General features: G+C 45.8%; 15 protein-coding genes. 7 read left to right on the top strand and 8 right to left on the bottom strand.

Translation table 11 applies throughout. The annotated features are described in order from the left end of the window. Positions 1–179 precede the first annotated feature (179 nt). The 6 genes from RH949_RS12560 (at position 180) to RH949_RS12535 (ending at position 13,484) form a co-directional block, all read left to right on the top strand. Entirely contained in the window at positions 180–1,685 is a 1,506-nt protein-coding gene (locus RH949_RS12560; RefSeq protein WP_446353497.1) for a CBS domain-containing protein, read from the top strand. Beyond that, complete coding sequence (locus tag RH949_RS12555) at positions 1,636–4,230, top strand: PAS domain S-box protein (protein ID WP_446353495.1); 2,595 nt, start codon at positions 1,636–1,638, stop codon at positions 4,228–4,230. Before RH949_RS12560 ends, RH949_RS12555 begins: the two co-directional genes overlap by 50 nt. Before the next feature lie 147 nt (positions 4,231–4,377). Next, positions 4,378–5,034 (top strand): phosphoribosyltransferase, encoded by a 657-nt coding sequence (locus RH949_RS12550; RefSeq protein ID WP_006101724.1) that lies wholly within the window; start codon positions 4,378–4,380, stop codon positions 5,032–5,034. Positions 5,035–5,334: 300 nt separating this feature from the next. After that, positions 5,335–6,675, top strand: a complete 1,341-nt coding sequence (locus RH949_RS12545; protein WP_446353493.1) for an erythromycin esterase family protein — start codon at positions 5,335–5,337, stop codon at positions 6,673–6,675. Between the two features lie 465 nt (positions 6,676–7,140). Further along, the gene (locus RH949_RS12540) at positions 7,141–8,559 is read left to right on the top strand and encodes an ATP-binding protein (RefSeq protein ID WP_446353491.1); all 1,419 of its coding nucleotides are present in this window, start codon (positions 7,141–7,143) and stop codon (positions 8,557–8,559) included. Further along, positions 8,556–13,484 (top strand): WD40 domain-containing protein, encoded by a 4,929-nt coding sequence (locus RH949_RS12535; RefSeq protein ID WP_446353489.1) that lies wholly within the window; start codon positions 8,556–8,558, stop codon positions 13,482–13,484. The genes RH949_RS12540 and RH949_RS12535 overlap by 4 nt, the downstream gene beginning before the upstream one ends. 28 nt (positions 13,485–13,512) lie before the next feature. Here the strand turns inward: RH949_RS12535 and RH949_RS12530 are convergent, their stop codons facing one another. Continuing rightward, complete coding sequence (locus RH949_RS12530) at positions 13,513–13,818, bottom strand: hypothetical protein (protein WP_446353487.1); 306 nt, start codon at positions 13,816–13,818, stop codon at positions 13,513–13,515. A 175-nt stretch (positions 13,819–13,993) separates the two neighbouring features. Further along, a complete protein-coding gene (locus RH949_RS12525) occupies positions 13,994–14,914 on the bottom strand; it encodes a cation diffusion facilitator family transporter (protein WP_006101682.1) in 921 nt (306 codons plus the stop codon). Between the two features lie 267 nt (positions 14,915–15,181). Here RH949_RS12525 and RH949_RS12520 point away from each other — a divergent pair, with 267 nt between their 5' ends. Then, complete coding sequence (locus RH949_RS12520; RefSeq protein ID WP_446353484.1) at positions 15,182–16,867, top strand: NAD(P)H-quinone oxidoreductase subunit 4; 1,686 nt, start codon at positions 15,182–15,184, stop codon at positions 16,865–16,867. 111 nt (positions 16,868–16,978) lie between these two features. Here the strand turns inward: RH949_RS12520 and RH949_RS12515 are convergent, their stop codons facing one another. The 6 genes from RH949_RS12515 to RH949_RS12490 form a co-directional block, all read right to left on the bottom strand. After that, positions 16,979–18,346, bottom strand: coding sequence for a cobyrinate a,c-diamide synthase (locus RH949_RS12515; RefSeq protein ID WP_446353482.1), 1,368 nt, complete (start codon positions 18,344–18,346; stop codon positions 16,979–16,981). Between the two features lie 205 nt (positions 18,347–18,551). Beyond that, the gene (opcA, locus tag RH949_RS12510) at positions 18,552–19,919 is read right to left on the bottom strand and encodes a glucose-6-phosphate dehydrogenase assembly protein OpcA (protein ID WP_446353480.1); all 1,368 of its coding nucleotides are present in this window, start codon (positions 19,917–19,919) and stop codon (positions 18,552–18,554) included. Positions 19,920–20,121: 202 nt separating this feature from the next. Then, on the bottom strand, positions 20,122–21,651 hold the full coding sequence (gene zwf, locus RH949_RS12505; RefSeq protein ID WP_006101630.1) for a glucose-6-phosphate dehydrogenase: 1,530 nt from the start codon (positions 21,649–21,651) through the stop codon (positions 20,122–20,124). A 249-nt stretch (positions 21,652–21,900) separates the two neighbouring features. Then, positions 21,901–23,058: a transaldolase gene (gene tal, locus RH949_RS12500; protein ID WP_446353478.1), complete on the bottom strand. Its 1,158-nt coding sequence runs from the start codon at positions 23,056–23,058 to the stop codon at positions 21,901–21,903. Positions 23,059–23,160: 102 nt separating this feature from the next. Continuing rightward, the gene (gene fbp / locus RH949_RS12495) at positions 23,161–24,225 is read right to left on the bottom strand and encodes a class 1 fructose-bisphosphatase (RefSeq protein WP_446353476.1); all 1,065 of its coding nucleotides are present in this window, start codon (positions 24,223–24,225) and stop codon (positions 23,161–23,163) included. 600 nt (positions 24,226–24,825) lie between these two features. After that, positions 24,826–26,975 (bottom strand): CHAT domain-containing protein (locus tag RH949_RS12490; protein ID WP_446353474.1); only part of this gene is annotated, 2,150 nt, incomplete at its 5' end.

Here is a 26,975-nt window from a genome sequence, read left to right as displayed (position 1 = left end):
GTCACTGACTTAAGGCTGGTGGGCAATGCCCACCCTACGATAGATAAATGGTTTTTGCGCTCCCCAAATGCTTATTTCAGTGCTATTCTACTTAAGACTTTTCGGAAGTGAGTATGACGAATGACGATATAGATTACAATTAAACTAATTGGCTTTAAAAATCCTAATAAAACGGAAAAATGTCATCTTTCAGTCCTCTCTTGGCACAATTATCGCAATCAAAATCTATTGATCGCCATCCCCTAATCGTTACTCCCCAGATGCGGGTAACGGAGGTTATTAATCGGCTCAATGAACATCAGAGTAGTTATGTATTAGTCGTCCAAGAAAAACGGTTAGTGGGTATTTTCACGGAACGGGATTTTGTCCGCATCGCTGCCCAGCAGCTATCCCTGGAAAACTTAAGCATTCAATCGGTGATGACGCCTGATCCGATCACCGTTTCTATTGACCAAGATCAAGGCATTTTTTCCATTCTTTACCTGCTACGCCAGCATCATATTCGTCATTTACCTGTCATCGATAAAGGGGGTGAAATTATTGGAGTGATTACGCCTAAAACCATTCGAGAGGTTGTTCAACCGACTGACTTATTAAAGTTTAAACGAGTGGCAGATGTGATGACGTCTCAGGTGATTCAGAATTCTGTCATGGCGTCTCTCCTAGAAATTACTCAGCAAATGCTGACCCATAAAAAAAGCTGCATCGTGATTACTAAAACCCAAAATAACGCAGATATTGTTCCCCAGGGAATTATTACAGAACGCGATATTATTCAGTTCCAAAAAATGGGAATTAATTTTGCGATAACGTCGGCGGAAACCGTGATGAGTACCCCACTGCTTCCGATTAAAATCGATGATTCAATGATGTTGGCGAATGAAATGATGAAACGCCATAAAATTCGTCGTTTAGTGGTTGTAGACGAAGCTGGAAGACTCGCCGGAATCATTACCCAAAGTACAATCCTAGAAGCGCTGAACCCCATAGAAATGTATGCCACAGTTGAACTTTTGCGTCAACAAGTGGATGAGCGAACCCAGGAGTTAAGTCAAATCAATGAGCAATTGCAGCAAAACCTCTGCCAATATGCCAAGTTAGAAGAACAACTGCAACAAGTCAAAGACGAAGCCGCCGCCGCTAACCAAGTTAAACGTGCTTTCTTAGCTAATTTAAACCATGAATTTAGAACACCACTCCACGCGATTCTCGGGTTTGCTCAACTGATGCACCGTTCTCAATCTCTCTCATCCGAGGATCAGAAAAATGTAGGAATTATCTATAGTGCGGGTAAGCATTTGCTGGAACTGCTGGAAAACCTATTAGACTTAACCAAAAGCCAGTCTACTCACATTCGGGATACTGCAAATTTTGAGCTGTCTGACATGCTACCCAAGATTCCCGAATCCCCGATAACCATTACCTTGACGCCAACGGATTTGGCTGATTTACCGAGGGAGTGGCGAATATCGCTCCATCAAGCCACAATTGAAGGGGATTTTGATAAGATGTTGAGCCTCATCGAGGGCATCCGCGATCGCGATGAATCCTTAGCCAATTCTCTCTCTACTTTAACTCATGAATTTCAATTCGAGTACCTATTAGCTTTGACCAAACCACCTACAGATGAAGACGATGACTCTGGAGTCAATTCCTCTATACAAAGGGACAATACTAACGATTGATGATACCCCGGATAATTTGCACCTGTTAACCGAGATGTTAAGCGCACAAGGGTACAAAATCCGGATCATTCCCACTGGTAGACTGGCGCTGAAATCTATTGCTAACAATCCCCCCGATTTGATTTTACTGGATATTATCATGCCGGATATGGACGGCTATCAAGTTTGCCAACAGTTGAAAGCCTCTCCGAAAACCCAGAACATTCCGGTCATTTTTTTAAGTGGTTTAAATGAAACCTTTGATAAAGTAAAAGCCTTTGAAGTCGGTGGCGTCGATTACATTACTAAACCGTTTCAAGTGCAAGAAGTGTTAGCGCGGGTGGAGAGTCAACTGCGTCTGCAACGGTTACAAAAGCAGCTAACCGAACAAAATATCCAACTGCAACAAGAAATTCAGGAACGCCAGCAGGTAGAAATTGCCCTGAGTGAGAGTGAAAAAAAATATCGCCATCTGGTTGAAGCGTCACAAGACTTGATTTGGTCGATTAATCGGGATGGAACTTACACCTTTGTTAATCCGATTGTACACCACCTTTATGGCTACTCTCCAGAGGAAATGCTGGGACATTCGTTTACCGAGTTTCTGTCACCGGAACGTCGCGAAGCGGATATCAATCTTTTTGAGCGTTTACTTCAGGGACAATCGGTGTTCCAATATGAAACCACCCATCTCACTAAAGCAGGGGAACCCATTCAATTATTACTCAACGCGATCGCCGTGGTTGATGACCAGGGTCAGGTTGTCGGTATAACCGGTACAGCCAGTGATATCACAGAACGTCAACAAGCACAAGAGGCATTGCGTTTAAGCGAAATCCGCTATCGAGAACTGGTAGAATTTCAGGAACAAGTCCTCGTCTGTCGCTGGAAACCGGATACCACCCTCACGTTTGTCAATCAGTCTTACTGTCGTTTTTTTGCTAAGTCTCAAACAGAACTGATTGGCACTAAATATGTAGATTTACTGCCTGATTTTATTGAAGACCAGATCAGTGATTTTGTCAAATTGCTTGTCAACCACGAATGTCCAGAAACCTCGGAACATATCATGATTTCTCATCAGGGGAAACTTCATTGGTTTAAGTGGAAAGATCAACCCATTCTGGACGAACAAGGACAAGTTATAGAAGTTCAATCCTTTGGCATTGATATTACCACGCGCAAGCAGGCGGAAGAAAAACTGCGCCTCTCAGAAGAAAATCTGGCTCAAGCTCAACGGATTGCTCATATTGGTAATTGGGAATTTGATGTAATCACGAATCAAATTATTTGGTCAGCAGAACTGTTTCGGATTTTTGGTCTGGAACCCAATCACACGGAACCCACTTATCAACAACTCCTAGACTTCATTCATCCCGATGACTGCTCGGAATTCGAGGAAACAGTCAAGCAAGCCATTGAGCAAGGACTCTGCTACGAATTAGACTTTCAGATTGTACCGAAAAATCGCACAACCGTTCGGCATCTTGAGGTAAGAATTGAACCCATTTTTGATCAACACCATCGGGTAATTAAACTCTTCGGCACCGCCTTAGATATCACCCAACGCCAAAAAGCCGAAACCGCCCTACGACAATCAGAAGCACGCGAACGAGAACGAGCGCATCAACTCCAACGCACCCTCGAAGAATTAAAACGCACCCAATCCCAGCTTGTGCAAACGGCAAAAATGTCCAGTCTGGGGCAAATGATTGCGGGAATAGCTCACGAAATTAATAATCCAGTTTCTTTTATTGTGGGCAATCTTACCATTGGTCGTCAATACTTTAATGATTTGCTGCGGCTGATTAATATCTATCAAGAAACTTATCCCAATCCCTCTTCATCTATTCAAGATATAGCGGAAGCCATTGACTTACAATTTATCCAAGAAGATTGGCATAAACTGCTCAATTCTATCCAAGAAGGGTCAGAGCGGATTCATCAGATTATTCTTTCCCTAAAGAACTTTTCTCGACTCGATGAAGCTGACCTGAAGTCGGTGGATATTCATCAAGGGATAGACAGTACCCTGTTCATTTTACAGCATCGACTCAAAAGCCCTGGAAATCGACAGGAAATTCAGGTGATTAAAGAGTATGGTCAACTCCCCCCAGTGACTTGTTATGCGAATCAATTGAATCAGGTGTTTATGAATATACTTGTTAATGCTCTTGATGCCATAGAAAGTCACTCGTCACCTGGAGTAATTAGGATCAGCACCGAAGTCGCTGATGCTCACCAACAACCACCCCCGAAAAATGGAAACCAGCAGACCGACGTTGTGATCATCCGCATTACTGACAATGGAATTGGCATTTCTGAGGAGGTGCAACCGCAAATCTTTGATCCATTTTTTACAACAAAACCCGTGGGCAGTGGTACAGGTTTGGGTTTATCCATTTGCTACCAAATTATCGTTGAAAAACACCAGGGGCAACTCAGTTGCCTGTCCACCCCAGGGAAAGGGACAACGTTCATAATCGAGATTCCGATCAAACCGCGATCGCAACAGCCAAGAAAAATTTCCTTAAATGACATGGATCTTGCGAAGGAAATTAGCTAGGGTTTTGAGTTGTTCAGGTATCTATCTGTAGGTTGACGAATTTATGGCACCTAGCGATCTAATCTAAAAGACGAGGAAACAGGGAACAGTTTCAACTTAATTCACTGACTAAAATTAGTTGTCTAAAATTTACAAACTAGAATAATTATGCTTTTCAAAACTAGAAAAGAAGCAGGTCAAAGACTCACCAGCGATCTGAAAGAGTATGCCAACCGCCCCGATGTGATTGTCTTGGGATTACCCCGTGGGGGTGTACCGGTGGCGTATGAAGTAGCGAGAGGACTCAATGCGCCTCTAGATGTGTGGCTGGTTCGCAAATTAGGCGCACCGGGTCACGAAGAATTAGCCATGGGTGCGATCGCCAGTGGTGGTACCCGCATTTTAAACAAGGACGTAGTGCGATCGCTGGGTGTATCCGAGCAAGCGATTGACCAAGTAGCGGCAAAAGAGCAACAAGAATTAGAACGGCGGGAAAAGGCTTACCGAGGGGATCTGCCGCCTCTGGAGTTACGCGATCGCACCGTACTTTTAGTGGATGACGGTTTAGCGACAGGCGCATCAATGCACGCCGCTGCCGTTGCCTTGCGACAGCATGACCCAAAGAAAATCGTTGCCGCTGTCCCCGTTGCTGCGCCAGAAACCTGCAAGGAGTTTAAAGTCAAGGTAGACAAAATCATCTGTAGTGAAACACCGCAACCGTTCCACGCCGTCGGTCTGTGGTACGACAAATTTGACCAAACCACTGACCAAGAAGTACGTGACTTGATAGAGCGTGCAGCCAGTCAACAACCGACTAGAGCTTAAGTAGGTGGGGACAATTAAAGGGATCGTCATTTGTCATTCGTCATTTGTAAGGGTTTAGGGACATTGTAGGGGCGGGTTTAGGGACAATTGTAGGGGCGGGTTTAGGGACAATTGTAGGGGCGGGTTTAGGGACAATTGTAGGGGCGGGTTTAGGGACTCAATTCAGATATCCACCAATAACGAAACAACAAAACCCGCCCTGCCTCACTATCGTTGGGTTTCCTACCTCAACCCAACCCACAAATAAGTGATCCACAAAATCCGATCAATTGCTCAGACGTTATAGATTATAAAATTATCATGCCTACAAAAACTAAACTTACCGATGCTGTGCGTCAAGCCGCACATCCTATTTCCGGGACATCATCAGACTATAATGCCCTACTCGATCAAATCGGGGATGCTCGTTTTGTCCTCATCGGCGAAGCCTCCCACGGCACCCACGAATTTTATCAACAACGGGCAGAAATCACCAAACGGCTGATCCAAGAAAAGGGATTCACGGCTGTCGCCGTTGAAGCCGATTGGCCCGATGCTTATCGGATTAATCGCTACGTTCGAGGTGTTAGTGATGATCCCGACAGTATCGACGCATTAGCAGATTTCCAACGCTTCCCCACTTGGATGTGGCGCAATGCCGATGTATTAAATTTTGTCGGTTGGCTGCGAGAGTACAATGACGCCTTACCGCAGGATGCCACGAAAGCCGGGTTTTATGGGTTAGATCTCTACAGCCTCTATACCTCAATCGAAGCCGTTCTCAAGTATCTGGATACCATTGATCCAGAAGCCGCCGCCCATGCGCGTTACCGTTACTCCTGTTTCGATCACTTTGGTGAAGATACCCAAACCTACGGATATGCAACCAGCATTGGCATGAATCAACCCTGTGAAAATGAGGTGGTTGACCAACTGGTAGATTTACGACGCCGTGCGGCAGATTATGCCCAACGGGATGGGCGGATTCCTGAAGATGAGTTTTTCTATGCCGAACAGAATGCCCGACTGATTAAGAATGCCGAAGAATACTATCGTTCCATGTTTCGGGGTCGAATTTCCTCCTGGAATTTACGCGATCGCCACATGGCGGAAACCCTGAACCAATTGGTGACTCACTTTGAGCAACAGGGTCAACCCACGAAGGTTGTAGTTTGGGAACATAACTCCCACCTCGGCGACGCTAGAGCCACCGATATGGGCGCGGCGGGGGAACTAAATGTCGGTCAACTGGTGCGTCAGCAATACCAGGATGATGCCTTCCTGATTGGCTTTAGTACCTACACCGGAACCGTTACCGCCGCATCCAACTGGGGTGCATCAGCGGAACGCAAGCAAGTGCGTCGGGCATTACCGGAAAGTTATGAAGCCTTGTTTCATCAAACCGGACAGCCGAACTTTTGGCTGAACTTACAGGAGCAAAACCCCGCCGTGCAAGGGTTACACAAGCCGCGTTTAGAACGTGCGATCGGGGTGATTTATCTGCCCCAAACTGAGCGCGTCAGCCATTATTTCCAGGCGCGATTACCGGAACAGTTTGATGCAATTATCCATTTTGACGAGACTCGCGCCGTCGAACCCTTAGAACGCACGCCTCGATGGGATCGAGGTGAAGCACCCGAAACCTTCCCCATGGGAGTGTAATTTTATACCAAACCTGGGTTGCCCCCCCCCTTTTATAGTCCAGTCTGCGTTAGCCTACGGCAAGCTAGGCTAGCGCGGACTTTTTTTGTAATATGACTGAGTTTTAAGAAGAATGACATGGACTTAACACAGATTCGTAGTTAGCACAAAGCAGACCAGAAGCGATTGCATCCTTTACTACCAACCCGTAAGTCAGCAACATTGGTTTTAAGAAAGATGAATTAGAAACTCATGTTCCCTTCATCCGTTCTATCCTCAGATAAAGGACGAAATAAAGTACCTCACGCCGTTGCAAGCTGCTATCAACCCAACCAATGACAACACCAACCCCAATAATTCCTTAAAAAAACTATAGTTTTATAAAAATCTTGACAAGTTATATATTAGTGATGTTAAATTACAAGGTGGTATTTCAAAGTATTACACCTACATTGAAATACCTTCCTACAATGAATTGATATTGTTATGATGCTGGATTTACGGAGTTTTTTTCAAGCCACAAATCCTGGCAAAACCTTGTTTTTGAACAACGCAGAAGCAGACTATAAGTATTACATTGATTTTTCTGTGGTGCGTGGTGGTCAGGTGATTGAAGAGTTACGGGAAAATATCACCTTATGGTCACCGGATACGCCAACCTGTCAGCTCTTCACTGGGCATATTGGTTGTGGCAAATCTACAGAATTGTTACGCCTAAAAGCAGAGTTGGAATATCGCGGGTTTCATGTAGTTTACTTTGTGTCTGATCAAGACCTAGAGTTTGAGGATGTCGATATTAGCGATATTTTGCTAGCCATCGCTCGCCAGGTGAGTAATAGTCTCGATACCCTGAAGCTTGAAGAATCAAGCAGTCTCAAGACCAGGCTACAGCAAGTCAGTAAACTGTTGCAAACGGAAATTGAATTATCTGCCGAAGCTTCAGTACTGGGAGTGGGTAAGATTACCGGGAAAATTGAAGAAGAGTTCTCCGTGGATGTTGGTATTCCCGGAATTGGCAAAGTCAGCCTATCCTCTGAGGAAGGACTTTCCCTAATTGCACCTTTAATTGGCAAGATTTCAGCCAAGGCGAAGGCGTCTCCTGAGTTACGGAATAAGTTAAGAAGCTATCTGGAACCGCAAACCAAGGGAATTTTAGAGGCAATTAACTCCGAATTATTAGAACCGGGACAGGAACAGCTGAGAGCAAAAGGGAAAAAGGGATTGGTGGTAATCGTCGATAATCTTGACCGCATCAGTAATACTCCCAAACCCTTTGGACGACCGCAACAAGAATATTTATTTGTAGACCGAGGTCAACAGTTACGTCAACTGAATTGTCATGTTATTTATACCATGCCCTTGGCGTTACGGTTCTCCAAGGACTTTGGTACTTTAGTGGAGCGATTTTTGGTCAATCCTCAGGTGTTACCGATGATCCCCGTGCGATTGCGGGATGGAACAGAATGTGCTGAAGGAATGAAGCGACTGCGACAAATGGTGCTGGCAAGAGCATTTCCTGATTTGAATGAGCCAGACCGTCTTAATCGGATCACCGAGGTTTTTGATCATCCTGCAACATTAGATCGTTTGTGTCAAATTAGTGGCGGTCATGTGCGGAATTTACTGCGGCTATTAAATGACTCGATTAAAAAACAAAAAGGATTACCCATTTGTCGCGACTGTCTAGAAGAGGTAATTCGAGAACATCGTAATGATGCGGTTTTAGCCGTTATTGATACCGAGTGGGAATTACTGCGACAAGTTGCCCAACACAAAAAGGTAGCAGGCGCTCAAGACTATAAAACTCTAATCCGCAGCCTGTTTGTCTATGAGTACCGAGATGACGATGGGTACTGGTTTGATATTAATCCAATTTTGGCAGAGGCAAAGGAATTACAGTCATGATTGAATCTTACTCTTCTCGGAAAAATCTTTCCCCTAGCGAGCAGTCATTAGAGGATCTAACGTGGGCAATTTCCATGTCCGAAGGGGAATTTTCCCTAATTTGGGTTCACTGTAACTATGCACTCTTACAACAACAGATGGTGCGGCGGCTGCGTCAACGTTATCCAGAGATGCGAACCCTTGTCCTCGAACCATCAGTAACTAGGCTCTACGCTACAATTCGTGAGCAATTAGGAGATGAACAGCCTTCAGCTTTAATGGTTTTAGGCATAGAGTCAGTGCGGGAGATTAAGCAATTGCTGAGTTCAATGAATTCAGTGCGAGAGGAGTTTCGCCAGCATTGCCCCTTCCCAGTATTGATATGGATTAATGATTCCATTTCCCAGCAACTGACACGGATTGCGCCTGATTTAAAAAATTGGGGAACCCTGACTGAATTAACGATTACGCCGCAAGAGTTGCAAGACATTCTCCACAAGCGGGTGAGGCAACTTTTTAAAGCAGTTCTAAATGCAGGGGCTAATCGCTTCCTCTCCAATGAAGCTATCTTTGGCTGGCGCTATCTCTCAGAAATTAAATGTGCGATCGCAGATTTGAAGCGCTATAATCTGCCATTGTCACCAGAACTCGAAGCTTGCTGGCAATTTGTGCAGGGGCGAGATGCGTTTGTCGTCGGTCAACTGGAACAAGCATTAACCTATTACCAAAACAGTCTAGACTTTTGGGAGTCCACAACTCAGGATAATCCTACCCCCTGCTTATTAGAGCGACAAGGAGTGCTACTGTTTCACATTGGCTTGTGTTATTCCCGCACCGGAAAACTGTGTCGCTCAGATAACTGTTTTTTCTGTGAAGAAGCCTTACCTTATTTACAACAATGTCTGGAACGGTTTAAACAGGCACAGCGGCAGGATTTAGTGGCTAAGTTTAGCAATGAATTGGGCAAGGTACTGCGACAGCTTAAGAATTGGGACAAATTACAGAAGCTGACAAATCAATTCAAACCACTGCACGAAAGGTATGGGATGAGCCTAGAATTGGCTCAAGATTACAGCTTTTTGGCAGAAGTCGCACTCAAACAGAAGCCGCCCAAACCGACTGAGGCGAAGGAACTGTCGGAAAAAGCCCTGGAAATTGTCAATCGTCTCCCCAGTGAACAACAGCAGTATCGGGGGTTACATCTGCTGGTATTGGCACAAAGTTTGCGACAACTGGGGCAGATTCAAGAGGCGTTGGAGACACTAGAAGCGGCAAAAAATGGTGATCCAGAGGACAATCCGCAGCTTTACATTCAGATTCTTGAGGAATTGCGATCGCTCTATTTTGAGCAACAAGATTATCTCCAGGCTTTTGAGGTTAAACAATATCAGCGTTCCATCGAGCAACAGTTTGGATTTCGGGCATTTATTGGTGCTGGTAATTTACAACCCCAGCGACAGCCAAAATCTGGTGTTACGCGAATACAAAAAACAATTGCCCCAGAGATTATCGCTTCAGGAAGAGAACGGGATGTTAAGCATTTGATTGCCCGCATGGGTAACAATCAGCATCAACTGACGGTGATTTGTGGACCCTCAGGTGTGGGTAAAAGTTCTCTGGTGAATGCGGGTTTAATTCCTGAACTCAATCGTCGCAGTATCGGTATTCGCGATAGCTTGCCTGTTCTCCTAAGAGTTTACACCGACTGGTGTCGGGAGTTAGGTAAATCCTTAGCTAAGGCACTTGATCAACGAGGAATAAGCTTACCGACTCCACCGGATTCCACTGTGACTCTGCTTGAAGCGTTACAACGCAATGAAGAGGAGAATTTATTTACGGTTTTAATTTTTGACCAGTTTGAAGAGTTTTTCTTTGCTAGCACAGAACGGAAGCAACGGCAAATCTTCTTTGAGTTTATCGCTGAATGCTTAAGGATGAGTTTTGTTAAGGTTATTCTGTCAATCCGGGAAGATTATATCCATTATTTATTGCCTTGTAATCGTCTCAAGACAATGGCAATTGTTAACAAGGATGTTCTCGGCAAGACTTGTCTCTATACATTAGGAAATTTATCACCAGAAGATGCCAAAAATGTAATCCACAGTTTAACGGAGAGTTCGGCATTTTCTTTAGAGTCATCTTTGATTGATGAAATAGTACGAGAACTCTCCAAGAATCAGGGAGAAGTCCGTCCCATTGAGTTACAGATTGTTGGCGCACAATTGCAAGCCGAAGGAATTACTACCCTGGCACAGTATAAGCAGCTTGGCTCTCAAGCTAAACAACAATTAGTCCAACGCTATTTGGAATCTGTTGTTCAAGACTGTGGTAGCGAGAATGAAGAGATTGCCTGGTTAGTTTTGTTTTTATTGACGGATGAAAATAAAACTCGTCCATTGAAAACTCAGGAGGATTTAAAAAAAGAGATTCTGGAGCTACTAGAGATTTCCCGAAAGTCTAAACTACTAGAAGGATTCAGGAATAATTTTTGGAGGTATATATTTACTCTTGATTTGACGACCAAATCAAAAGGCAAGGATTTAAGGTTAGATAAAACACTCAAAGTTGTCTTGCAAATTCTCAAAGAATCAGGTTTAGTCTTTCTGTGGCAAAGTGTCCCGGATAATCATTATCAGTTAATTCATGATTATCTGGTTACTTTTATTCGCCAAAAAATTGGAGATGATACTTTAGAAAAACTCCACCAGACTCAAGTGCAACTTGATAAACTTTTACGGCGACAACTGCGAATTCTACAAACTGTAACAGTGGCTGGTTTCGTGTTTATAGTTTTCGCCACTCCAATAGTAGGATGGCGGCTACGACAAAATGAAATCGCAGTGACTGTTGAAGGAACTATAGCTGAATCGGAAAAGCTTTTTGGAGATAATCAAAAATTAGACGCACTTAAAACAGCTGTAAGTGCATGGAAAGAAATGCAAAAATTAGGTAATTCTCAAGCAGAAATTAAGCCGCAAGTCGAACAGATGCTACAGCGAGTTGTTTCTGGTTTTAAAGAGTATCAAGAGTATAACAGCCTCGAAGGTCACAAGGATGCAGTTCTCCAAGTTGCTTTTAGCCCGGTCAAAAATATCATTGCCACAGCAAGTTTTGATCATACGGTTAACTTTTGGCAGCCTGACGGCAAGTTTGTTCATACTATAAAAGAAAATGGTAAAGTGAATAATTTAGCGTTCAGTCCTGATGGTCAAATGATTGCCACAGCAAGTTTCGACAACACAGTCAAACTCTGGAAGGTGGAAAACAAGATAGACGATAAGTTGTATACAACCCTAGTACATACCTTGAAAGGGCATAGTGATGGAGTTTTTGGCGTAGCTTTTAGCTCCGATGGAAAACTGATTGCCACGGCAAGTGGAGATAAAACAATCAAACTCTGGAACACTGAAGATGGCAAATTGCTAAAAACTTTGACAGGACATGAAGATGTGATTGACGGAATAGCATTCAGTCCTAATAGTGAGACAATTGCATCAGCGAGTTGGGATGGGACAGTCAAACTCTGGAGAACTACGGATGGCACATTACTCCGTATCCTAACAGATGAAACCTTAAAAACAGATGAAAGCTTAAAAGAAGACAAGAGTCATAGCGATCGCGTTTTCGGAGTAGCATTCAGCCCTGATGGTCATATAATTGCCTCTGTGAGTCAGGATAATACAGCTAAACTCTGGAATATTGATGGTACATTACTCCATACACTCAACGGTCATACTGAGCGAGTGATCCGAGTAGATTTCAGTCCCAATGGCAATAGAATTGCGACAACAAGTTGGGATAAAACGATTAACATCTGGAGTAATGATGGCATCTTACTCGAAACCTTAGAAGGGCATACTGACGGCGTTTTTGGCGTAGACTTTAGCCCTGATGGTGAGATGATCGCGACAGCAAGTCAAGACAACACAGTCAAACTATGGAAGCGAGATAAAAGCTTAAATAAAAGAATCCTAAAAAAGCATTCTCAAGAGATCTATAGTATAGATTTCAGTTCAGATGGTAAGAAGATTGCTACAGCAAGTGAAGACAGCACTGTTAATCTCCGGAAGACTGACGATACTTGGGAAAAAATCCTTAAAGAACATCAGTCTGGCGTCTACAAAGTTGTTTTCAGCCCAGATGGTACACTTATTGCTACAGCCAGTTGGGACAATACTGTAAAAATTTGGCAGGCTGACGGCACTCTTCTAGCAACTCTAGTCGGGCAGACTGACGATATTAACAGCCTAGCTTTTAGCCCTGATAACCAAATCCTTGCCACGGCGAATAAGGACAGAACCGTCAAACTCTGGACACTCAATGGCACTTCGGTAACAACCTTGGCAGGACATCGTGATCAGGTTCAGGGAATAGCGTTCAGCCCCGATAGTCAGATGATTGCTACGGCGAGTTGGGACGACGAGGGTAGACTCTGGAATCGAGACGGCGAGTCACTGGCAATCCTAAACGGACATAGCGGTGAAGTTAACGGAGTAGCGTTTAGCCCAGATGGTCAGATGATTGTCACAGTGGGTAAAGACAAGACAGTCAGACTTTGGAATCGAGACGGCGAGTTGCTAGAAACCTTAGAAGGTCAAAAGGGTCATACCGATGAAGTTAGCGGAGTCGTGTTTAGCCCAAATGGTGAGAAAATTGCCACAATGAGTAAAGATAAAACCGTCAGACTCTGGAATCGAGACGGTGATTTGCTCAATACCCTGTCGGGACCTAGGGATTTTGATTGGCAGGTGAGATTTAAATCTGAGAATGAACTCATTGCCTCAGCAATTAATGGTAAGACTCTGATTCTGTGGGATATGGAGCTTTTGCAGCCAAATCAGCTCATCGAGCGTAGTTGCGATCGCCTACGAGATTATCTCCAGAATAACCCTAGTCTGGACAAACGCGATCGCAGTCTGTGTGACGGAATTGGCTCTCAGCCTTAGCCAACAGCGCATCCTTGTCTAAACGCGGCTATCTTGTAGCCACTACCCTGGCTAATTCGATCGCCTGATGAGTCAGGATAAAGAACCCTCCACCTGCGATAAAAGCCAGAATTGGCACCCAAACGGGTTGTACCGCGATCGCTCTTGGCATTAACTCCAAGGATAAAACCGCTAACAGCACACCAATAACGACATGCAATGCCAAACCCAGCGTCCGCTTTGACACAGGTAAGACTTCTGCCAAAAGTCCACCAACAAAATTACTCAAAGCGGGGAGTGCAGCCAATCCTAAAACAAGCGGATATTCCTTCATTACACTGACATTTTGCACCACTGACCCTACCTATAATAGGGCTTGCTGAATAAGTGTTGTGGTTAAGAGGGAGCAGGGGAAGCGGGGGAAGCTGGGGGAGATGGGGAAGCTGGGGAAGCTGAGGGAGATGGGGGAGATGGGAGACAAAATTTCTATTCCCTATTCCCTATTCCCTATTCCCTGACATAAGACCAATTCAAACCCGATTTTCTGAAGCCAAAGTGCAGGGTTGACTCGGATCACCCGTTTCGATTTGGATCGTCGGATGTTCAATGCCAAACTGGTCATGCAGATGCTGGGATACCCTAGTCAAAAACGCATCACCCGGATACCCTTTGGGTATCACCAGATGAGCCGTTAACGCTATTTCTGTCGTACTCATTGCCCAGATATGCAGGTCATGGACTTGATCAACCTCAGGAAGTTCAGTTAGATACGTGCGGATGGCAAGGGGTTCAATCCCTTCCGGAACCGCATCTAGGGCTAAATTTAGCGACTCCCGAAACAGTTGCCAAGTATTGACCACCACAACCACCACAATAACTAAACTGACAGCCGGGTCGAACCACAGCCACCCCGTCACCGCGATCGCAATACCCGCCAGCACGACTCCCACAGACACCAGCGCATCCGCCGCCATGTGTACAAATGCACCGCGAATGTTCATATCTTCTTGACGACCTGACATGAACAGGAGTGCTGTAATGGTATTGATCACCACACCAACCAAGGCAACACCAATCACAATACCACCGGGTACAGATTGAGGATTAACGAACTTTCTCACCGCTTCCCACGCCACTGCACCCATAGCCACGAGGACAAGGGTAGCATTTAAAAGAGCCGCCAAAATCGAGGAACGACGGAAGCCGTAGGTATAGCGCTTGGTTGGAGAACGTTGGGACAACATATTCGCACCCCAAGCCAGAACCAAGCCTAAGACATCACTGAGATTGTGACCCGCATCTGCCATTAACGCCAGGGAGTTGTAGAAGATACCCGAAAAGGCTTCAACAATGACAAACCCGCCATTGAGAATCAGACCAATGGCAAAAGCGCGATTGTAGTTGAAGGATTCGTGGTCGTGATGGTGAGGGTGATGGTGGTTGTGGGACATTCACTTAGTCGTTCAAAATACTCTTTGAGCAACGCTTGCCCTAGACAATTGAAAATTGAATGAATTTCAGATGGGTGTACCTTAACATAAAGGTTAGATTTTTCCCCTCATCTCCCAGAGGTAGAATGCGAAGCGAAACAAGATCAATCAGCTCAGTAGATGGTGGGGAGATGCCTTATGGTGATCTGATATAAATATTTATGAGAAAAGTGTTACAAAGCTTAGTAAAATAACATCATCTGTTAACTAAGCATTTTTACCATCGTTATGATAGCCGATTCATTTCCCTGGCTGAGTGCGATCGTCCTATTACCACTCATTGCCTCACTTGCCATTCCTCTACTGCCAGATAAGGGGGGTAAGACAGTGCGATGGTATGCCCTCGGTGTCGCGATCGCAGATTTTCTGTTGATGCTGTACACCTTTTGGCAGCATTACGATTCCAGCAGCGCCACATTCCAACTCACCGAAAAGTATACCTGGATACCTCAATTAGGTCTCAGTTGGGCAATATCTGTGGATGGACTGTCACTTCCCCTGGTACTTCTGGCGGGACTGGTGACAACGCTCTCCATTTTCGCAGCTTGGCAAGTCGATCACAAGCCTCGCCTCTTCTATTTTTTGATGCTGGTGCTGTATTCGGCACAAATTGGCGTCTTTATCGCCCAAGACATTCTGCTCCTATTTATTATGTGGGAACTGGAACTGGTTCCCGTTTATCTCCTCGTCTCGATTTGGGGGGGACAGAAGCGTCAATACGCCGCGACCAAATTCTTACTCTATACTGCCGCCGCCTCTATATTTATTTTGGTAGCTGGGTTAGCCATGGCACTCTATGGCGAGGGCACAATCAGCTTTGATATGGTTGAACTCGGCATCAAGGATTACCCCTTGGCATTAGAACTGCTGCTATATGCGGGATTATTAATTGCCTTTGGAGTTAAATTAGCGGTTTTCCCCTTGCACACCTGGCTTCCTGATGCTCATGGTGAAGCATCTGCTCCTGTATCAATGATTTTAGCCGGGGTACTCCTGAAAATGGGTGGATATGGATTAATTCGCTTGAATTTAGAGCTCCTTTCTGATGCTCACGTTTACTTTGCCCCAATTCTGGCGATGCTAGGGGTGATCAATATTGTCTATGGTGGACTCAACTCCTTTGCCCAGCCGAATATGAAGCGGCGTCTTGCCTTTTCCTCCGTGTCTCACATGGGGTTTGTCCTCCTCGGAATCGCCTCATTCACGGACTTAGGGATTAGTGGGGCGATGTTGCAAATGATTTCCCACGGTTTAATTGCCGCTGTGCTATTCTTCCTAGCTGGGGTTACCTACGATCGCACTCACACCTTAGCCTTAGATAGTATGGGTGGTATTGGTCAGGTTATGCCCAAAGTCTTTGCCCTGTTTACCGCCGCCGCGATGGCATCAGTCGCCCTTCCGGGAATGAGTGGGTTTGCCAGTGAACTCTCTGTCTTTGTCGGGGTGACAACCAGTGATATTTATAGCTCAACCTTCCGCACAGTAACAGTCTTCCTCTCGGCGTTGGGACTGATCCTTACACCTATCTATCTCCTCTCTCTACTCAGACAAGTCTTTTACGGAGCAGGCGTCGCCCCAACCTGTGAACTTGATAATTCCAACTTCGAGAATAAGGATGAAGAAGGAGCCGTTTGCTTTGGGACAGACTGTGTTTTGCCTGCTAATGCCGTTTACACCGATGCTAAACCACGGGAAGTTTTTATTGCCGCTTGCTTTTTAGTGCTGATTCTGGGTATTGGGTTCTATCCCAAACTCGCCACCCAGCTTTATGACGCGAAGACGGTAGCGGTTAACGCGCAGCTACGGGAAGCGTATTTCCAAGTCGCCCAAGATAAGCCCCAGATTTATGCTCAAGGATTATCGGTTACTCAAATTAAGGAACCATCGGTAGCAACGGTTTCCTATAATCGGTGACATCCTCCTACACCGAATCAGAGATTACGGTGTAGGCTTCCTTGGTCGCATGCCTGAACTTCGACAGGCTCAGTTGCCGCGAAGTCGAAGGGCTACGGTGTCTTACGCTACTTAATTTGGATTAAATTGCTGACAACATTTCAAAAAACGCTGAGGAATATCTACTGTTCCACCCCAATGCAGATGAATATAGGACGCATGTAATTGATGCATTCGCCACCCCTCAATCCCAACTTTTCCCTTCGGATCATATCCTCTTGTTTCAAACAAAGGATGCTCAGGACTTGCTGTTAACTGGGAACGATGAAATTCATGTCCCCAAACCCTTTCACCCACTAATACCAATGGCGTATGTTGTAATGCCGTTGCTTGACGATATCCCAGGGTTAAACGTTTGCCCATTACCGCCTTTGTGGGTAATATCCCTACCATCGACCAACATTTTTCCTCAAAATCTGTAACCTGTTGACATAAATACATCAACCCACCACATTCAGCATAGGTAGGCATTCCCTGAACAATGGCATTCCATACTGCCTGACGCGCCTCGATATTATGCGCCAATTCCTGGGCAAACACTTCGGGGAATCCCCCACCAAAAAAAAGTCCCTGCACGTCTTCGGGTAATGTGGTATCCCCCAGGGGACTCCAGGGAACTAATTCTGCTCCCAACTGTTGCAATAAATCCAGATTATCTTGATAGTAGAAACTAAAGGCGCGATCGCGAGCGATGGCGATTCGGGTAACGGATTGAGTTACAGAGGTATTTAACGGTTGATTGGTAACGGTTAAATCGTGAATCTCTGCCCTCAACAGAGGCAATAAACGCTCCCAGTTAAAGCAGGTTTCGCCAATATCAGCCAGTTGATCAATTAACTGATCCAGAAACGTCAGTTCATCGGTGGGAACTAATCCCAGATGGCGATCGGGAATCGTCAGACTATCCTGACGCCGGAGTACACCGAGTATAGGTAATTGTAGGGGTTCTAGGGCATCTTGAAGCAATTCTAAATGGCGATCGCTCCCCACTCGATTCAACACCACCCCAGCCACTTGGATGCTCTGATCAAAGCAACAATACCCCTGTGCGATCGCGGCGACGGAACGGGATAAGCGACTACAATCTAAAACCAACAGCACCGGGACATTTAACAGTCGGGCAATATGCGCTGTACTGGCAACATCATCGCGTCCTGATGCCCCATCAAACAACCCCATCACCCCTTCAATCAGAGCATAGTCTACCCCATTCAGATGACGCTTAAAACAGGCTTGAACATAAGTTTCCGACGTTAACACCGGATCTAAATTGCGACAGGGACGTCCCGTTACCCGTTGATGAAACATCGGATCAATGTAATCGGGACCCACTTTAAAGGATTGCACTCGACGATACCGCCGCGATAAACACGAAAGTAGGGCAAGCGTCACCGTTGTTTTGCCTACCCCACTCCGTTCACCAGCAATAATTAAAGCCATAGGGGGAATTGGGGAAGTTTTGCTCCTTCACTTCGTTAGTCGGACATTGCGCGTGAATGGGTAGGGGCGGGTTTAGGGACTTTATGCTTGGTTGTTGAGGATAACGTTTGTACGAAACCCGCCCTCCTCTCCCCCTAATCCTAGACGTTCACCGGAACATCTCTACAACCCCCACACCCGACACCCGACACTCATCACCGAATCCCTAACTCCCAGCGTTCATGATCTGCCCAGTCACCGCCAGACTTTCTTCATAGAGCAAATCGCGACTCCAACGCTGCAACTGCTGACTCAACAACTGCTCCGTTTTTTGGTCAAACATCGGCGTAACCTGCTGAATCCGGCACGCTTGCGCCCCGCCATGTGCCTCCATCCGCATACAACCCGTGGTTTGGGAACACAACACAGTACAGCAGTCTGCATCCATATTTGTCGAACCCAAACGCAGGCTAATCAAATCTCCCGCCACTTCTCCCACATCAGCCGTGGGAATTCCGGCTAATTCAGCTTCGACTGGGCGATGTTCAGGAGTCGTAAATTTAACCCGCCGGATATCATATTCCCCGCCCTCTTTCGTATAAGAAACCGGACGCCACTGGAGTCGAGATGCTAGCCACCCCAGAAACATTAACGCTTGAGCTGGATTACCTTGCTCATAATCGATAGTAACTTGGTCAACCTCTTTGAGCGCAGAGCGGCGTTCTGGCGGATCAAATGCCTCAGCCGCCAATTCTTGCCATGAGGCTAACCGTTGCCAATTCAGGTCAGCCATGGGGATGTCCTGGGTGATGAACTCCTGTAGTCGCGCCAACGCCTCTTCTGGTTTTTGGAAGGCACTGGAATCCACAATCACGTTATTGCTAATTCCAGCCAGTCGTTTGAACAACCCATAATCTGGATCAGGGGTTCCCTTCCACCAAATAAATTGGGGTAGATCACTAATCATCAGTTCACAGATCATACCCCCGATGCGCTCTAAAGCTGCTGGTGTGCCACTCAAGGTAATATATTCACAGCAAACTAGGGTACTTTGACTGTGCTTTTGCATCGGACAAGAAGCAGAAACCTGTGCCGTTACGCCTTCATCTTCACCAACAATTGGACACAGGGCGATAATTCGACAAGGATTCGCCGCCGCGATCGCATCAGCAATTCCCGATCCTTCTACATCAGCCGAATAGGGATGCCGTCTGGTTTCCCCATTTCCCTCCACCTCTTGCTGATGCCGTTCATTATACTCTTCGCGCAGTTTTTCCTTAGTTTTGTCATCCGCCTTCCCTGTTCTCGGCAATCCATAAGTTTTCTGGGCAGCTTTGATGGCGGCAAACATGCGCGGTCCAATAATTCCGTCAATGGGACCCGAATAATATCCCAATGCGCTTAAAAGCAGTTGAGTTTCTTCCGGTTCGTAAACCACCAACGTAAAAGTAGTTGCTCGTACAGCACTAGGAACATCCGTATTATTATCTGTTGTACTGTAGCTTTGCCAGATATGACGCAGTTCTTCCTCAATTTCACTTAAGGAAACGTCTTTAGGTGATTGTAGAGATAGGATTGGAGGCGATTGTACCATTGTTAATTATCCTTCGTTTTTGGTTGTTGGTCATTGGTCATTCGTCATTCGTCATTCGTCATTCGTCTTATGTGATACTTGAACGGTTAGGTCGGGGCGGGTTTAGTTATATCAGGGTGAAAACGAAACGTTAGTAGTGAAACCCGCCCCTACACACTCTTCCCCATCTTCCCCATCTCCCTCATCTTCCCCATCTCCAAAACTAAGGTCTACGCCAGCGTCGTCCATCCCGATTAATCAGGTGTTCCGCCTCCGTAGGTTCCCATGTTCCGGCTTCGTATTGGGGAATGGTTTCGGGATCAGTGGGTGCTTCCCAAGCGGATAGGGCTGGGGTGATCACCCGCCAGGCTTCTTCCACTTCATCAGCGCGGGTAAATAGTGTTTGATCTCCCAACATACAATCGAGTAATAATCGATTGTAGGCATCGGATGTCGCCATGCCAAAGGACGAACCATAGCTAAAATCCATATCCACTGTGCGGGTACGAAGCTGGGGACCCGGCATTTTCGCCTCAAATCGCAGGGAAATGCCTTCATTGGGTTGAATCCGCATCGTCAGCACATTGGGACTGGTTTGTTGGGCGGCGGATTGGAAAATCAGTAAGGGAACATCGCGAAACTGAATCGAAATCTCACTGACTTTCTTCGGTAACCGTTTCCCAGTCCGCAGGTAGAAGGGAACACCTTGCCAACGCCAGTTATCGATCATGAGTTTCATCGCCACATAAGTGGGTGTGATCGAGTTGGGATCAACGCCTTCTTCTTCTCGATATCCTGATACTGCCTCTCCTTTCATCCAACCTGCCTTGTACTGACCCCGAACCGCTGAACATTCTAAGTTATTAATATCGGCTAAATGTGTTGCCTGAACTACTTTTACTTTTTCAGTCCGGATACTATCCGCATCTAGGGAATTGGGTGGCTCCATTGCAGTTAAGCAAAAGAGTTGCATCAAATGGTTCTGCACCATATCTCGCAGCGCACCCGATGTTTCATAGTAACCCGCTCTATCTTCGACGCCCACGGTTTCGGCTACAGTAATCTGAACGTGATCGACAAACTGGCGATTCCACAAGGGTTCAAAGATGGCGTTGGCAAAGCGGAAGACTAACAGGTTCTGAACGGTTTCTTTGCCCAAGTAGTGATCAATGCGATAAACCTGTTCCTCACGACACACTTGCTGCACGACGCGGTTGAGAATTTGCGCTGAACTCAAATCTCGACCAAAGGGTTTTTCAATTACCAGGCGATGCTTCATTGGATCATCCAGCATTCCGGCTGTTCCCAGTTGGCGGATGGCTTCAGGGAAAAATTTGGGCGCAACGGCGAGGTAAAATACTCGATTTCCTCGGGTTCCCCGTTTACCATCCAGTTCTGCCAAAAATGCTTTCAATTTCTGATAGCTTTCTGGTTTATCGATATTGCCGGGACAATAGAATAGCCCTTCAGCAAAATCATTCCACAGTTCTTCAGAGTGAATTCCGTCAGAAAACTCCTCAATCCCTTCCCGCATCTGTTCGCGAAAATAGTCATGACTCCATTCGCGACGAGCGACTCCCACAATTGTTATTTCTGAAGGAAGTCGTCGTTGGCGTTTAAGCTGATACAGGGAGGGAACTAGCTTGCGTTGGGTTAGGTCTCCAGATGCGCCAAAAATCACTAAGATCAGCGGTTCTGGACTCCGTTCCTGTTGTAAACCAACGCGCAGGGGATTTTCTGTAAATGTCACCATTTCGAGTTTTGAGTTGAGTGTAGAGACGCGCCATGGCGCGTCTTTGGTTTTAAGTGTGTAGGGGCGGGTTTTACTATATCTCGTTTCTAGACCTCACCCGGATGTGACTCAACCCGCCCCGACCAAGTTTATACCATGGGTTATTGGTTTACACGGCTCATCGGCAATTTCCCGTTTAATGCGCTACATCGGTAAGGGCGCAAGGCTTGCGCCCCTACTGTAGGGTATACCTCACGCCTTAAGGTATCGCTATACCGTTGCTAAGTCTTTGACTTTGCTATCCAGGGAGGACATTAAGGACTCAAAGGGCTTGACAAATTTGTCAATGCCTTCCTCAAGCAGTTCATCCATGACTTGATCCAGATCGATCGCGACATCGGGATCTTTGAGGTTTTCGATTAACTGGTATGCCTTTTCCACATCGGTTTCAATCCGATTTTCCGGAGAACAGTGATCGGCACAGGCTTCGATAGTATTTGGGGGTAGGGTGTTGACCGTATTAGGACCAATCAACTCATCCACGTACATGACATCACTGTAGTCGGGATTTTTGGTGCTGGTACTTGCCCAGAGTAGGCGTTGTACGTTGGCACCTTTAGCAGATAGGGCTTTCCAGCGATCGGTTTGGATGACTTCTTTGAATTTCTGATAGGCGATTTTGGCATTAGCGATCGCGACTTTGCCTTTCACGTCTTTTAGTTTTGCCTCTTTCTCGATCCGGTCTACCCCAGCTTCGAGTTTTTCGTCAATGGAATCGTCAATCTTACTGTCAATCCGGCTGAGGAAGAAACTGGCAACGGAGGCTATCTTGCTAATATCTTCTCCTTTTTCTGCCCGTTTTTCTAAGCCTCGGATATATGCCCAAATGGTATCAATGTAACTTTGTACAGAGAAGAGTAAGGTGACATTGACGTTAATCCCTTCACTAATCACTTGTTCAAACGCAGGTAAGCCTTCGGAAGTGCCGGGAATTTTAATCATTACATTTTCCCGACCAATCTCTTGGTAATACCGACGGGCTTCATTAATCGTGCTTTCGGTATCGTTGGCGATGGTAGGAGGAACTTCGATACTGACGTAACCATCAAGTCCATCAGTTTGGTCGTAAATCGGCTTGAGAATATCACAAGCGTTGCGAATATCCTCAAAGATTAGGGATTCATAAATCTCCTCTACCGATTTGTCTGCCTTAATCCCAGCTTCGATATCGGCGTCGTAAATGGCATTTCCGGCGATCGCTTTTTCAAAAATCGCTGGGTTGGAGGTAATCCCGTGAACCCCGCGACTTTCAATTAACTGCTTCAGTTCACCGGATTCGATAATAGTACGGCTAAGATTATCCATCCAGATACTCTGACCGTAATCATTTTCGATTTGGAAGATAGGATTATTGGCTGTTGCTGTCATGCTTAAACTCCTAAGTTAGGGTATAGATTACTATTCGTCTGGATTCAAGGACATATCCCTGGGTTAAGTAACCCTGAATTCTTCGTTACGATTGATACTAGGCTAAGAACGAGACGCGATCGCTTCTTTGGATTCTCGCGCTCGTTCTTGAATAAAGGACTCCACTAACGCCACATCCTCTTTACTCCCGATAACCAACGGTGTGCGCGTATGGAGTTTTTCTGGCACCACATCCATCAGGTTTTCGGTACCGGTACTGGCTCGACCCCCAGCTTGTTCTATTAAAAAGGCTAAGGGCGCGGTTTCATAGAGTAGACGCAACTTCCCTTCCGGTTTTTTCACGGTACCGGGATAAATGAATACGCCCCCTTGACACAAGATGCGATGGAAGTCTCCCACTAAAGCTCCACTATAGCGAGCTGTATACCCTTCATGGCGATGGACGTAGCGAATATAGTCGCGAATCGATTCATCCCATTGCCAGAAGTTCCCTTCATTGACACTATAAACCGGTCCATGATCTGGCACTTGCATATTTTCCTGGGACAGAATAAACTCACCCAAGCTGGGATCAAGGGTAAACGCATGAACCCCCGTGCCAATGGAATAGACCAGCATTGTACTCGGTCCATAGATCACGTATCCAGCCGCGATTTGTTGGTGTCCATCCTGCAACAGATCCGTGGCTTCGCCGTCCATATCTTCGCCTTGTTGCCGACGAATTGCAAAAATTGAGCCGATATTCAAGTTAATATCAACATTCGAGGAGCCGTCAATCGGATCATAGATCAGGGAATACCGACCAATCGGGCAGTTTTCGGGAATGTAGTAGGGTTTTTCCATTTCCTCGGACGCCAAGCGGCAAACGAGTCCACTTTGTTTAAACACCGAGATAAATACATCATTAGCATAAGCATCCATCTTTTTGACGGATTCGCCCTGCACATTCACATTCCCGGTAAATCCCAACGCACCTTCAACCAAATCAGCGCGACTCAACCGTCGGGAAATAATTTTGGCGGCTAAGGCAATACGATTCATTAAGGCACTGAGATCTTGGGCGTCAGCACTAAAACTCTTAAGCTGTTGCAGAACGTGACGGGATAGCGTGGTACAATCCCGATCCAGAGAATGCTCTTCCACTAGAGACCGCTCGACATCTGCCATATTCTTTCCTCCTTATCGGTCACGCTGTTGGTAAGCGAGGGTACATCGTCAAGAAGCCCTGATACCAATCCTGGCATGGTAGTCTTTTCCACTTTACTCCCTATCTTAGAGAGGCATTGACCAACAAACGTCTTACTTTAGAGGAATTTTGACATCTTTTCCGGCTGGATGGGGGGGTCAGTTGTTCAGATTGCATAGAAATGATGCCAAATTCAGGTTACTCAAGCCGTGCGATCGCCCTAACGCCCGTTCGTTGGTAGTTATGGCTTTAGCCTTGCTTGCGTTGATTAAACGGAAGTTCCCCCAGCCGAAAATTTGAAACTGCATCGCCGTGCGGCTTGGTAAGTTAATCTCGGAGACGCGAACAGTATTCGTAGTGGCGTGGCATCAAAGTTTAGATCCCCCTAAATCCCCCATGGAACAAAAAGCGAAGCATCCTCTGGCTTCCCCCTGTCATGCATTTAAATTGGGTATTAGTAGCGAGCAAGATGCAAAGCCTGCGGCATGGCTTCGCTAAAGCCTGCGGCATGGCTTCGCTAAACGCACTACAAGGTTTTCACCATTATTGACATTAAGGTTTAAATGCCGAACAGCTTAGAGTTAATTCCACTCGCCTTGTAATGTAAACGCTGCCCAATAATAGGGAGATTTCCATTGAGTTTCCCGTTGCATTTGTAACTGAGTTTCCCGCAACGCTTGGGCAGGGTTTAACCCCTCATTCAACATTAACTGATAAAATCGAGTCATAAACTCCGCCGTTGCTGCATCATCCACATTCCACAAACTCACCACTAAACGCGGCGCCCCTGCATACATAAACCCTCGCGTTAAACCGACTAATCCTTCGCCTCGAATTTCTTCTCCTAATCCCGTTTGACAAGCACTTAATACGACTAATTCCGCTGGCAGATTCAGGTTAAAGATATCATGGAGGCGTAAAAAGCCATTTTGCGGATTCCCTTGTTTATCCACTAAGGATAACACCACACCCGATAATTCAGGCGCTTCACTATTGAGAATGCCGTGGGTGGCTAGATGAATGATTTGGTAATTTTGCAGTTGGGGATTGTCGATAAAGTCACGATTGGCATCAAAGTCAAAGGCGTTAACTTGGGTGGCTGATGCGACTAAATTGAGAATGGCTTCCGCTTCAGTGCGAGTTCCGGGGAGGCGACTTAATTCAATGTCAGAAACGCGAACAGAACGGTTGAGTAAGAGTTGGTTTAAATCCAGTTCTGTGCCTCGGCTTGAGGAATTTTTAAGGCGGTTATCATTATCCATGAAAACGGGATCAGCCAGAATCGCTAATTGTTGGGGCGCTTTCTGACGTCCGTTAACTTGGTCACGAATAATCCCTAAAGTGGAACTGGAGGGTAAGTTGACCAGTTCGTATTGATTGATGAGGGGGATGGGAGTATCGGTATCGGCGGTTTCGGGAGTGGCTAAAGCCGCAAAAGGAATGTATTGTAATGCCCCATCTGCAACAACCAGGATGCGTTTTTTTGTTAATTGTTCAGCCACTTGTCCGAACAGGAGTTCACTCAGTTGTGCCACGGAATTTAAATTATCGCGGGGAACAACTTTAGCAATGCCTCTGGGATTGCCAATTTCATAACCGGGAATTTGTAAGAGGTTATAGAAGCGGCGGGCGAAAGTTTCAATTTCATCTCTGGGAGGAAGTTGATAACTGGTAAAGCCATCTTTGGTGATTGCCCAGAGATAACTATTGTCGTCTCCTAAGGAATACTGTAATAGAATAGTGTCTTCATCCAGAATCTGTTGTTGGACTTGTTCTAAGGTTAGCGGTTGTGGATATTTCAGGGCAGCATATTGAGGACTTGTCGCCCGGATTTGGTCTTGCAGTTGTTGATAGTCGGCTAAAAGTTGTTGTCGTTGTTGTTCAATGGCAGTTTTTTGGGCTGGGGTGGATTCCGGATTACTATAAATTTCAATCCGTTGTTTTTCGGTTGCATCGAGTTTGGCGTTTAAGGTTTGTTCTTGTTGGAGTAAGTCAGGATCTACACCTTCTCGAATATTGGCATTGGCTTCGGTGAGTAATTCTAATAGGGTTCTGGCGCGAGAACGTTCACTGGCGTGGAAGGCTAGTTTATCGTAGCCTTGATCCGGATTTTGTTGATGCAGTTGCATCAGCAGATCGATGTAGACTTGGTAATAAATTTGTACAGTAGAAAAATAGGTTTGCCGTAGTTCAGGGCTAGCTACTTTAGTCCGCAAGTCTTCGATAATCTCAATCGAGGATTGTATTTGAGTCAGCGCTGGTTGGAGATTGCCTCGGCTTCTTTCTGCTGAGGCGATATTGAAGAGAGTTACAGCTTCCCCGGCGCGATCGCCTACTGCCCGCCTTAAGGGTAAAGCCTGTTGCCAATACTCTAATGCCTGTTGTTTTTCTCCTAACTCATTATAGACACCACCAATATTATTCAGTATTATTGCTTCTCCGGCGCGATCGCCTACAGCTTGGGATAAGGGTAAAGCCCGTTGCCAATACTCTAATGCCTGTTGTTTTTCTCCTAAGTTTAAATAGACCATACCAATATTATTCAGTATTATTGCTTCTCCGGCGCGATCTTCTACAGTCTGAGATAAGGGTAAAGCCTGTTGGTAGTAATCTAATGCCCGTTTTTTCTCTCCTAAGTCAGCATAGACAAAACCAATATTATTCAGAGTTATTGCTTCTCCAGCGCGATCGCCTACAGCTTGGAATAAAGGTAAAGCCTGTTGGTAGTACT

It is taken from the genome of Coleofasciculus sp. A1-SPW-01, from assembly GCF_040217205.1.
GTDB lineage: Bacteria > Cyanobacteriota > Cyanobacteriia > Cyanobacteriales > Coleofasciculaceae > Coleofasciculus > Coleofasciculus chthonoplastes_A.
This window is presented reverse-complemented; position numbering and strand designations above follow the sequence as displayed.